At 59.3% G+C, this 12,661-nt stretch carries 6 protein-coding genes; all 6 read left to right on the top strand.

Annotated elements, in window-relative coordinates; genetic code table 11:
• Window positions 1-318: 318 nt before the first annotated feature.
• Window positions 319-2,274 (top strand): alpha/beta hydrolase-fold protein, encoded by a 1,956-nt coding sequence (locus ABRP95_RS11565; RefSeq protein ID WP_284796917.1) that lies wholly within the window; start codon window positions 319-321, stop codon window positions 2,272-2,274.
• A gap of 2 nt (window positions 2,275-2,276) precedes the next feature.
• Window positions 2,277-2,804, top strand: a complete 528-nt coding sequence (locus tag ABRP95_RS11560; RefSeq protein WP_284783738.1) for a hypothetical protein — start codon at window positions 2,277-2,279, stop codon at window positions 2,802-2,804.
• Window positions 2,805-2,837: 33 nt separating this feature from the next.
• The gene (locus tag ABRP95_RS11555; protein ID WP_284783740.1) at window positions 2,838-3,758 is read left to right on the top strand and encodes a cutinase family protein; all 921 of its coding nucleotides are present in this window, start codon (window positions 2,838-2,840) and stop codon (window positions 3,756-3,758) included.
• A gap of 59 nt (window positions 3,759-3,817) precedes the next feature.
• On the top strand, window positions 3,818-5,563 hold the full coding sequence (locus tag ABRP95_RS11550) for a FadD32-like long-chain-fatty-acid--AMP ligase (RefSeq protein ID WP_349839473.1): 1,746 nt from the start codon (window positions 3,818-3,820) through the stop codon (window positions 5,561-5,563).
• A 90-nt stretch (window positions 5,564-5,653) separates the two neighbouring features.
• Window positions 5,654-10,414 (top strand): beta-ketoacyl synthase N-terminal-like domain-containing protein, encoded by a 4,761-nt coding sequence (locus ABRP95_RS11545; RefSeq protein WP_349839472.1) that lies wholly within the window; start codon window positions 5,654-5,656, stop codon window positions 10,412-10,414.
• A complete protein-coding gene (locus ABRP95_RS11540) occupies window positions 10,389-11,945 on the top strand; it encodes an acyl-CoA carboxylase subunit beta (protein WP_284783745.1) in 1,557 nt (518 codons plus the stop codon). Before ABRP95_RS11545 ends, ABRP95_RS11540 begins: the two co-directional genes overlap by 26 nt.
• The last annotated feature ends 716 nt before the right edge of the window (window positions 11,946-12,661 follow it).

Here is a 12,661-nt window from a genome sequence, read left to right as displayed (position 1 = left end):
AGCCATACCGAAGCCAGCGACTAGTTCCACTGCTCCTGAAAAAGAAAAGCAAAAGGAACGCAGACAAACATAACCTGTCCCTGCACAGGGGCAGAGTTACGAATCCTGGGCTCCTTCAAGTGGAACTGCAAACAACGTAATGGGCAGGATCTATCAAGATAAATGGTGATATAACTTTGTACGGCGTGTCAGCCTTCCCAAAGCCTCAAGTTCAACTTAAACTTAAGCGCACAATAGACAGCTCACGCCGCAGGTAGCAGTCCGGAGGAGGGGAACCTTCGGAATGCGGCCGCGGTAAATTTTCAAGGACGTTTACCTATGCGCAAAAACACTTCCCCGGGCAAGGCCCGCAAGGGGCTCGCGGTAGCAGCCATGCCGACCGCCATTGCCGTTGGACTTGCCCTGCTGCCCAATGCCACCGCCCAAAGCTCTCTCGGTGACATGAGCTCTTCTCAGTCAGGCAACGGCAGCAGTCTGTCTGATCACTTTGCGCCCAAGGATCCGCCGGCCCGTACTCCAGTGGAGACCGAATATCCACAGGTGGAGGGCCTGCCGGATGGCGTAAAGATCAACCGTGTGGAGTACCTGTCCAACCGTCACCTGATGGTTTATATCCAGTCCGCAGCCATGCCGGATCACGAGCAGAAGGTGCAGATCCAGCTCGCGCGCGACTGGTATTCGCAGCCGGAGAAGAAGTTCCCAGAGGTATGGGCTCTTGATGGCCTGCGCGCCCGCGATGACGAGTCCGGCTGGACCATTGAGACCAATATCCTCAACCAGTACGCGGACCGCAACGTCAACCTCATTATGCCAGTGGGCGGCGAATCCTCCTTCTACTCCGACTGGCAGCAGCCGGATGCAGGCAAGAACTACAAGTGGGAGACCTTCCTGACCAAGGAATTGGTTCCCATCTTGGATAAGGAATACCGCTCCAACCAGAAGCGTGCGGTCACTGGGCTGTCCATGGGTGGTACCGCGGCGATCAACTTGGCGGAGCGCAACCCCCACCTGTTCGGTTTCGTGGGTTCGTTCTCTGGCTACCTGGATACGACCACCCGCGGCATGCCGCAGGCCATCATGGCCGCGCAGCGCGATGCCGGTGGATTCGATTCCCACAAGATGTGGGGCGAGCCGGGCTCGCAGGACTGGATCGACCACGATCCGAAGCTGGGCATCGAAAACCTCAAGGACATGCAGGTCTATGTCTCTGCCGGTAACGGCAAGGATGACTTTGGCAATGCCACCTCCGTGGCCAAGGGTCAGGCCAGCTTGGCCGGCATGGGGCTCGAGGTCATCTCCCGCATGTCCACCCAGACCTTCGTGGATTACGCGAAGCGCGCCAATGTGGAACCTGTGGTGAAATTCCGCCCCTCCGGCGTGCACAGCTGGGAATTCTGGCAATTTGAGATGCAGAATGCATGGCCGTACATTGCGGATGCCCTCAATATTGACAAGGCCGACCGCGGTGCGAACTGTCAGACCGAAGGCGAGATCGCCAAGGCCACCAAGGAAGGCCGCATCGGTTCCTGCCTGAATAACGAATATGACGTTGCTGATAAGGGCAAGGCACAAGACTTCGAAACTGGTACGGCGTACTGGTCCCCGGAGACCGGTGCGCATGCCCTGTACGGCCGCATTGGCGCCCGCTATGCGGAAATCGGTGGCCCTACCTCTTGGTTGGGCTTCCCGAAGTCCGATGAACTTAAGACGCCAGATGGCAAGGGACGCTACGTGCACTTCGAAAACGGTTCCATTTACTGGAGCCCAGAGACCGGCGCCTGGGAAATCACCGGCGACATGTTTAAGAAGTGGGGCGAGAAGGGCTATGAAGGCGGCGATCTGAAGTACCCGACCGGCCCGGTCAAGAAGGTGGGCGAAGGCTTTACCCAGGAATTCCAAAACGGCGTTTTGACCCGCAACCCGGACGGCAAGAACCAGGTGTCCTTTGGTGCCATTGGCAAAAAGTACAAGGATATGGGCGGTGTCGAATCCCCACTGGGCTTCCCCACGGACGGTGAGAAGAAGGTCAAGGATGGCAATGGCTTCTTCCAGGAATTTGAGCATGGCTCCATCTACTGGTCCCCAGAATCCGGTGCGCACTACATCTTGAAGGGTGCCATCATGGATGAATGGGGTAAGAAGGGCTGGGAACACGGCGAATTTGGCTGGCCCACCTCTGATTACTCCGAAATCGCAGCTGGTGGATTGAAGCAGGAGTTCCAGCACGGAACGATCAGTGAAGTCATGGGCCGCGTACAGGCTGAAAAGAAATAAGCATGCGTAAATTAGCCATCGTAGGAGCGGTCTTATGCCTCGGCTTGGCAGGGTGTGACTCTGCCACCGTGGATAGTGACTCCGGCAATGACACTTCGGTGGCGCCGCTGTCGCGTGAAAAGACCTCCGAAGAATCGACCACGAGCAGCAGCGAGTCTGCATCTAGCAGCGCTTCCTCCTCGGAGGAGCCCTCCGAGTCCAAGCACGATTCCAAGGGCTCCGCTGAGCCGCGGAACGGGTCTGGTTCCGCGAACTCCCCGGAGGACCGTGGTGCCCGCGAGATCTCTGAAATCCCGTCCGCGCAGCTGCCCAAGGAAGAGGCTGCGTATCTGGATTCGTTAAAGGATGCTGGCGTGAACGTCGATGGGGTAGAAGATCAGCTCCTCGGTGCAGGCCAGGGCGCTTGCGGCGATGATGAAATCACTATTCCCGCAGTGGCCGGGCAACTGATTGAGCAGCAACGCTCTGATAAGGACTTTGACGAGCTCACCAAGCTGCTTCAGAACAACGCACGTTCAGCCCTTTGCTAGCTTCCTTTGAGGTTTTCCGGGTACAACTAGTTCATGCGAAAAATCATTACCGTTGTTGCCGTCCTTGCCCTCCTCGTCGTCATCGGCGTGGGGGCGGTGCACTACCTCACGACCTCGGACTCGGCGGGGCCTAGCGCCCCCAAGGAGTCAGAGTCTGCAGCACCACCGGAGCAATCCCAGCCGGATTGGTGCCCGGCCGTGGAGTTTATTTCCGCGCCAGGTACCTGGGAATCCGCGGCCGACGATGATCCCCTCAACCCTTCTGCTAATCCACGCTCGTTCATGCTGTCTATTACGCAGCCGTTGCAGGAGGCTTACGGGGATAATGTAAAGGTGTGGACCCTTCCTTATACTGCGCAATTTAAAAATATCAATGCGCAGGAGGAAATGAGCTACACCGATTCCCGTGATGAGGGCACCGCGAAGATGAATGAGGAGCTGCGCGGCATGCACGATAGCTGCCCACAGACCAAGTTCATTTTGAGCGGTTTTTCCCAAGGCGCGGTCATTGCCGGCGATGTGGCCGATGACATCGGTGGTGGCGAAGGCGTAATCCCCGCAGAAAATATCGCGGGTGTGGCGTTGATTGCAGATGGACGGCGTGAAAACGGCGTGGGCCAAAACCCGGGCCACGAGCTGGGTGGAATCGGCGCCGAGATTGCCTTGGAACCCGTCTCTGGCCTCGTTCAGCCCATCGTGCCTGGAGCGACTATGCGCGGAGCGCGTCCGCACGGCTTTGGAGAGCTTGCGGATAGGACCTTCCAGATCTGTGCTCCCAATGACACCGTGTGTGATGCGCCCACCGGCGTGGGCAATGGTTTGGAACGCGCCAGGGATTTAATCGGGGCCAATGGAGTACACGCGCAGTACGCCGATAACGGCGGCGTGATTGAGGGGACTACTGCGAACCAGTGGGTTGTGGACTGGGCCCACCGTGTCATTGATGCCGTGTAATATGAGGCGCTATAACATCGATATTTTTTAAGACAAAAGCATTTACCAAAGGAGAATCGATGGATTTACAGCAACTCATGGGGAAGTTTTTTGACGCCGAGGGCAATATCGCCCTCCCCGCAGAACTCACCTTGGCAGGCTTGGCCGAGACCCTCTACCAGGCAGACGCGGATACTTCGCAGGTAGTAATGCGACAGTGGCTCTACGGTGAGGAGGACACCGCCCGTGAGCTCAGCCGCCAGGAAATCAATACCCGGATCAAAGTGGTGGCAGCGCGCCTGCAACAAGTTGCAGAACCGGGCACCCGCGTGGCCATTCTGGCAGGCAACTCCCCCGAATACCTCTTTGGTTTCTTAGGCGCGATGTATGCGGGAATGACCCCGATTCCGCTCTATGATCCGAATGAGCCGGGACACGCGGACCACCTCAAGGCGGTCTTTGCTGACTGCGAGCCCCCTATCGTGTTGACCAACCGTGTATCCGCCGCGGCGGTACGCACCTATTTCTCCACTGAGTGGGAGCGCCCGCGCGTCATTTCCATCAATGCGCTGCCTGATTCCTTGGCGGCGTCGTGGAAGCCGGTCGCTGGCGAGGGCGTGGATTCCACCGCCTTCTTGCAGTACACCTCTGGTTCCACGCGCACCCCTGCCGGCGTGGAGCTGAGCAACCGCGCGATTTTGGTGAATGTGCTGCAGATCTTCCGGGCTGTGAACCTGCAGTTCCCGCCGCGCGTGGTGTCGTGGCTGCCGATGCACCATGATATGGGCATCATCTTGGCGCTATTCACCACTATTCTGGGCATCGAATTGGACATGATGACCCCGCGCGACTTCATCCAGCATCCCAATCGGTGGGTGGAGCGCATCAGCCGCCAGCCGGGTGAAGAGAAGAATATCTATACCGCCGTGCCCAATTTCGCCTTGGAATTGGCCGCGCGCTACGGCAAGGACGCGGATTTCTCCAACGTTGATGGAATCCTCATTGGTTCTGAACCGGTGACGGAACCAGCGGTGCAGAAATTCCTAGATACCTTCAGCGTCGAGCGTTCCGTGCTGCGTCCCTCCTATGGTTTGGCGGAAGCAACCCTCATCGTCGCTACCGCACAGGATAAAAAGCGCCCCGTCATTTCCCATTTCAACCGCGAAAAATTGGCGGACGGGCACGCTGTTATTGAGGAAAAGTCAGCTGCAACGGTTGCCTTCGCCTCGAATGGCCAGGGCGTTTCGTTCCAGCACCTTGCCATCGTGGATCCTGAAACCAAGGCCGAGGTCCCAGAGGGCACCATCGGTGAAATCTGGGTGCATGGACAAAATATGGCAACTGGCTATCTCAACCGCCCAGAAGAAACCGCGGCTACCTTCCGCAATACCCTGGGCGAGCGCATTCAGGATGGCCTACCAGAGGATGACTGGTGGATGGCCACCGGCGATCTCGCTACCATCATCGAGGGCGAGCTGTATATCACCGGACGGCTTAAGGATCTCATTGTCATCGCCGGGCGCAATCACTACCCGCAGGATATTGAAGGCACCGTGCAGGACGCATCCGCGCACGTGCGCCCAGATTCCATCGCTGCGTTTGCCGTGGAGGGCGAAAACTCAGAATCCTTGGTGCTCTTGGTGGAGCGCGCCGATGACGCGGATCCGTCCGGCGACGCCGCCGCCAGCGACGCAATTCGCACGGCCGTGACAAAGAATCACGGCATTACCCCGAGCGATATCGTGTGGAAGGCGCCAGGGGAAATTAAGCGCACCTCCTCGCATAAGATTGCCCGCCGCGTGGCGAAAAAGGACTACCAAGCCTAAAGCCGGATTCGGACGTTAAGTTAACAAGGTGACAAAATAGAGCGATATAGGTATTTGTCGTTCTATTAACCCCACTAGGAAAGACGGTTTATGACCATCGAGCAACTTCGTGCATGGCTGCGTGACTGGGTATCCCAGGCCACGGGCGTAGCGGCCACAGAGATTTTAGATTCCACCCCACTGGAAAACTATGGTCTTTCTTCTCGGGATGCCGTAGTGCTGTCGGGCGAATTAGAAAATCTTTTAGGCACGCGGCTCGATGCGACGGTGGCGTATGAGTACCCCACGATTGAGCTTCTAGCCAATCGCTTGCTTAATGAGCCCGCGGGGCGGCACGACGATGCACCGCGCGTGCAGCGCACAGCTCGCGCCGCGCAGGGTTCTGATATTGCAGTGATCGGCTTGTCCGGACGTTTCCCAGGCGCTAAAGATGTGCCGGAATTTTGGACCATGCTCGCTGAATCGCGCGCGGGCACGGGGCCGCTGCCGGTGGGGCGGTGGTCTGAGTACAGCGCCGATCCCGTATTGAGTGAGAAGATCGCGCAGCACAATACCGATGGCGGTTATATCGATGATGTTGCCTCCTTTGATGCGGAGTTCTTCGGCCTATCGCCGCTAGAGGCCGCGAATATGGATCCGCAGCAGCGCATCCTGCTCGAGTTGGTATGGCACGCGTTGGAGAACGCGGGCCTTCCCGCCAATGAGCTGCGCGGCACGCACACGGGCGTGTACATGGGCTCGACCAATAATGATTACGGCATGCTGATTACCGCCGATCCCACGGAGATGCATCCTTATGCGCTCACGGGTAGTTCCTCGGCAATCGTTGCCAACCGCATTTCTTATGCCCTGGATTTCCGCGGCCCGTCCATCAATGTGGATACGGCCTGCTCGTCTTCCTTGGTTGCGGTCGATCATGCAATCAAGGATCTGCGCACCGGCGCCGCCGATGTAGCGCTGGCGGGTGGCGTGAATATCTTGGCTGCCCCGCACGCCTCCACCGCCTTTTCGGAATTGGGCGTTACTTCTCCTACCAGCGCCATTCATGCTTTTTCTGATGACGCCGATGGCATCGTGCGTGCCGATGCCGCCGGTGTTCTGGTGCTCAAGCGCCTGGAGGATGCGGAGGCCGATGGCGATGAAATCCTAGCCGTTCTTAAGGGCTCTGCCGTCAATTCCGATGGTCACTCGAATGGCCTGACCGCACCTAATCCAGAAGCGCAAGAAGACGTGTTGCGCCGTGCCTACGCGGACGCGGGCGTAGCACCCGAGGATGTGGATTATGTGGAGGCCCACGGAACGGGCACCATCTTGGGAGATCCCATCGAGGCTAGCGCGCTCGGTCGCGTGCTGGGTACTGGGCGTGGGATGGAATCGCCCGTCCTCTTGGGCTCTGCCAAGACCAATATCGGCCACTCTGAATCCGCTGCGGGTGTCGTGGGCCTCATCAAGGTCATCGAGGCCATGCGGCACGATATTATCCCGGCGAATATCAATTACTCCGGGCCCAATCGCTATATCGATTTCGTGGGCGAGCGCCTCGAGGTCGTTGAAGACCCGCGCGAGTGGCCGGAATACTCCGGGAAAAAGGTGGCCGGCGTATCGGGCTTTGGCTTTGGCGGCACGAATGCCCACGTCGTCTTGACGGATTACCAGGGCACCCCGCACACCAGTGATCCGCAGTTGTCCACCGGAACGGTGGCGTTGCCGGTCTCTGGCCTCTTGCCGTCTCGCCGCGCGCGTGCGGCGGGCCTGCTCGCGGATTTCTTAGAGGCAGAGCAGCCAGACTTGGCAGATGTAGCGCGCACGGTCGCGCGCCGCAACCACTCGCGCTCGCGCGCCGTCGTCATGGCTAGCTCGACTGAAGAGGCCATTAAGCGCCTACGCCAGGTGGCTGAGGGCAAGGTGTCTGTTGGCATTGCGGCCGCGGATTCCCCGCAGGTGCAGGGGCCGGTCTTCGTATATTCAGGCTTTGGTTCCCAACACCGCAAGATGGCGAAGGACATGATCGCCCTCTCACCGCTGTTTAGTACGCGGCTGAAAGAACTCGATGCCATCGTGGATTTCGAGTCAGGCTGGTCCATCCTGGGCATCGTTGAAGACGATTCCCAAACTTATGACACGGAAACGGCGCAGGTTGCCATCACCGCCATCCAGATCGCGCTGACGGACCTACTGGCCTCCTTCGGCGTGCGTCCGGCGGGCGTTATGGGCATGTCCATGGGTGAAATCGCCGCGGCCTATGCCGCAGGTGGAATTTCCGCGCGGGATGCGATGATTATTGCCTGCCACCGCGCGCGCTTGATGGGCGAGGGAGAGGCATCGCTAAGCGATGCCGAGCAAGGAGCCATGGCCGTCGTCGAGCTATCCGCCGAAGACATTGCCGCCCTCGATGCATCCATCGAGCCAGCCGTCTATACCGGCCCCGGCATGACCACCGTGGGTGGTCCGCGCCAGGCGGTACTGGAGTTGGTGGAAAAACTCGACGATGAAGGGAAATTCGCCCGCGCCCTCAACGTGAAGGCCGCGGGGCATACCTCTGCCGTCGATCCGATTTTGGGCGAACTCGAAGCAGCCATCGCCGGCATGGAGGCCCGCCCGCTGCATACGACGCTCTTTTCCTCCGTGGATAAGGGCGAGGTCTACCGCCCCGGCACCACCGTCCACGATGAGGATTACTGGCTGCGCATGACCCGCTACCCGGTGTACCTGCAGGACGCTACGGAACAAGCATTTGCCGCAGGGCACACTCAGCTGGTGGAGATTTCGCCGAACCCAGTGGCGCTCATGGGGCTTATGTCTACGGCGTTTGCCGTGGGCAAGGCCGATGCGCAATTGCTGTATAGCTTAAAGCGCAAGGTGGACCCTACCGAGTCTTTGTTGGATTTGTTGAGCAAGCTCTACGTGACGGGAACCCCGGTGAATTTCGCCGCCGTAGTGGGCTCGGGCTCGCAGGCAGAAGCGCCGTACACGCAGTTCAACCGCCAGCGTTTTTGGACCAATGCGCGGCCTTCGGCCGGGGTCTCCGGCCTGCCCGGTAACCGCGTGAACTTGCCGGAGGGCAAGGTAGCCTTTTCCACCAACGCGGATCAGGCCCCGTCCACGCTGGCCATCGTGGAGGCTGCCGCAGAAGCGGTACAGCCTGGGGCACACATCGTGGCCGCGGAGGAACACCGCGATCTCCCGCCGTACGGGGAAATTACTACCGTCGTCACCACGTCCATTGGTGGAATGTCCATTGCCGTCTATAGCGTGCAGGACACGCGCACTGAGCTCTTGGCGGAAGGTTTTGCCTCCGGCCTGGATTTGGGCGCGGGCGCGATCCCTGGGGTGGCGGCGGTGCCAGAGGGCAACGCCGGCACGGAGACGGCTGCCGAGGAGGAGGATGTGGATGCCGTGCGCTGGGATCCACGGCAAGAGACCGTCGAGGACCGCCTGGCGCTTATCGTGTCCGAATCCATGGGCTATGACGTCTCGGATCTCCCGCGCGAGCTGCCGCTGATTGACCTGGGCCTCGATTCCTTGATGGGCATGCGCATTAAAAACCGCGTGGAAAATGACTTCCAGATTCCACCGCTGCAGGTGCAGGCGCTTCGCGATGCCTCCTTGGCAGACGTCATCACCATGGTTGAGGAGGCCGTTGCTGGCGGTCGCTTAGATAACAGTGACGCTAGCGCCGACGCTGCACCGGCGGCTACAGAGTCCGCGCCCGCAGCAGACGAGACTGCGGAGGCCTCAGAGCAGGGCGTGGGCATTGCCCCGCGCGATGCCTCTGAACGCATGGTCTTCGGCACGTGGGCAAGCATTACCGGCAAGGCCCCGGCGGGCGTGACCTCGCCGCTTCCGGAAATCTCCGAGGAAGTGGCAGCACAGATTGCCGAGCGTTTGCGCGAGCGCGCCCACATCGATGTCACCGCGCAGCAGGTCCTCGACGCCGAAGCACTGGAAACCTTGTCTGACCTGGTCCGTGAGGGCCTCGAGACCGAGGTGGAAGGCAATATCCGCGTCCTGCGTGAGGCCGATGGGCCCGCCGTGTTCATGTTCCACCCGGCCGGTGGAACCACGGTTGTCTACCAACCGCTGACTCGCAGGCTGCCAGCGGATGTCGCCGTCTACGGCGTGGAAAGGATTGAGGGCTCCTTAGAAGAGCGAGCCGCCGCTTATATCGAGGACATCGTTCGCTATGCGCGCGGCCGCAAGGTCGTCCTCGGCGGTTGGTCCTTTGGCGGCGCTTTGGCCTACGAGGTGGCCTACCAGCTGGCAGAGCGCAGCAAGCGTGGGGAGGAGAGCGCAGAGGTCGCCTTCATTTCCTTGCTCGATACCACGCAGCCGTCCCACCCGGCACCGGATACGCTGGAGGAAACCCGTGCCCGGTGGGAGCGTTACGCCGCCTTTGCCAAGAAGACCTACGGCCTGGACTTTGAGCCGCCGTACGAGATGCTGGACACCATGGGCGAGGACGCTCTGATGACCATGCTGGCGGAATTCTTGGCCACGACGGATGCCTCCGAACACGGCCTTTCCGCCGGCGTCTTGGAGCACCAGCGCGCGTCCTTTGTGGATAACCAGATTTTGGCCAAGATCGATTTCCACCGCTGGGCCGATGTCAGCGTTCCCGTGCTGCTTTTCCGCTCCGAGCGGATGCATGACGGTGCGATCGAGCTAGAGCCGCGCTACGCTGAGGTTGATCCGGATGGCGGCTGGGGCGTTATCGTTAAGGATCTAGATATTGTGCAGCTGCCCGGTGATCACTTGGCAGTGCCGGACGAGCCAGCCATTGGCACCGTGGGCAAGCATATGAACGATTGGATCGAGGAGAAGATACGTGGCGGCCAAGCAAACAACCGCTGAGAAACTCGCTGACTTGCGCAAGCGCCTAGATGAGGCGCAAGATCCAGGCAGTGAGCGTTCCCGCACACGCCGCGACGAGGCAGGCCGTACCACTCCTCGCCAGCGCATCAACGAGCTCTTGGATGAAGGTTCCTTTGTCGAAACTGGTTCCTTGGGCAAGACTCCGGGTGACCCGGAGGCCATCTATTCCGATGGTGTGGTCACAGGCTATGGCCGCGTATCCGGCCGGCCCGTATGCATCTATGCTCACGATAAGACGGTCTACGGCGGTTCCGTGGGTGTCACCTTTGGCAAGAAGGTCACCGAGATCATGGATATGGCCATCAAGATTGGCTGCCCGGTCATCGGCATCCAAGATTCCGGTGGCGCTCGCATCCAAGATGCGGTGACCTCGCTGGCCATGTACTCCGAAATTGCCCGCCGCCAGCTGCCGCTATCTGGCCGCAGCCCGCAGATTTCCATCATGATGGGTAAATCCGCCGGCGGTGCGGTCTACGCGCCGGTGACCACAGACTTTGTCATCGCGGTGGATGAGGAAGCGGAAATGTATGTCACCGGTCCCAACGTCATCCGTGAGGTTACCGGTGAAGACGTCACCTCCGCTGAGCTCGGCGGCGCCCGCCAGCAGGAGCTGAACGGCAACGTTTCCGCCGTGGTGGATTCTGAGGAAGACGCCTTTGACATGGTGCGCGATATTTTAGATCACCTGCCGCTGACCTGCTTTGATGAATCGCCGACTTTCCCCGCGCCTTCTGATGCCGAAATCACCGAAGACGAGGATCTAAATTCCTTCATGCCGGATGACACCAATGCCGGTTACGACATGATGGACCTGCTCACCCAGCTTGGCGATGACGATGAGATCATCGAAATCCAGGAAAACTTCGCGCCGAATATGATCACCGCCTTTGGCCGCATCGACGGCAAGACGGTGGGTTTTGTGGCCAATAACCCCATGCACTTGGCCGGGTGCATTGATGCCGATGCCGCCGATAAGGGCGCGCGCTTTATCCGCATCTGCGATGCCTACAATGTTCCGCTCGTCTTCGTAGTCGATACGCCGGGCTACCTGCCGGGTGTGGAACAGGAGAAGGTGGGCCTGATTCACCGCGGTGCGAAGTTCGCCTTCGCGGTCGTGGAAGCGACCGTGCCAAAGGTCTCGCTCATCGTGCGCAAGGCCTACGGCGGCGCCTATGCCGTCATGGGGTCGAAGAACTTGAGCGGCGATATTAACTTGGCGTGGCCTACCGCGCAGATCGCCGTCATGGGTGCTGCCGCCGCCGTGGTCATGATTGCGGGAAAGCAGCTTGAGGCCGCCGAGACCCCAGAGCAGCGCGAGATGACCAAGAAGATGTTCATGGACTTCTACGATGAGACCATGACAGCACCCTACGTGGCAGCGGAACGCGGCTACCTCGATGCCATGATTCAGCCAAATCAATCGCGCATTGCCCTGCGCCAGGCGCTGCGGCAATTGGCCACGAAGTCGGCCCATGACCTGCCCAAAAAACACAATATTGCGCCGATGTAACGCGGTTGCATGCCGTCGCGATACCTAAATAAGAGTTTCGTGACAGTTGAAGGAGAATACCTTGTTTGCTTTGTCCAGCGCATTTGACCTGATCGGTGAAATCATCGGCTACGCTTACTGGGCGTACAACCAGTTCGCAGCTGGCCTGCCCATCAACGTGCCGTTCTAAGTTAAGAACTTTTCACACGGATTTAAGGCTCCGAGGCTTTTTAGCCGCGGAGCCTTTTCATGGCCTGGGTTCACTTGAGTTCAGAGGGTCGTTGCAACACTTTTCCTTAGGAGGGTGTTGTTGTGTCTGGGGTTGTTGGCCCTTTTTATTCGTTGTCTGAATCGGATCGTCGTGGCTTGGTTGCCATGGTTGGCAGTGGGCGTAGCGTTCGTTCTGCGGCTGGTGAGCTTGGCTGTCATTACAGGCATGCTCTGAATTTTTGCCATGCCTACGGATTGCCGGTCGTGCATAAAGCCAAACGAGTTGATCGCCGCGGGAGCCAGGCTTTCCAGCTTGTAGATCTCGTCCAAGGCGGATGTTCGGTACGCCAGGCCGCCAAAAGGTGTGGGATGCATCTTACCGCCGCGTATGCCGTCGCTATGGACGCTGGGTGCCATATCCGGTTAAGTCGGTATGTCCGGAAAGTCTGAGGTTACCCTCGTTTAGTGGACACCCTATTAGTACGGATCTTGTGTCCGTAGGAGAGGATGTTCATTGTGAGTTCGTC

The sequence above is a fragment of the Corynebacterium sp. KPL2895 genome, assembly GCF_040225815.1.
Lineage (GTDB): Bacteria > Actinomycetota > Actinomycetes > Mycobacteriales > Mycobacteriaceae > Corynebacterium > Corynebacterium rhinophilum.
Note: the sequence above shows the minus strand (reverse complement) of the source record. Positions and strands in the feature narration are given on the sequence as shown.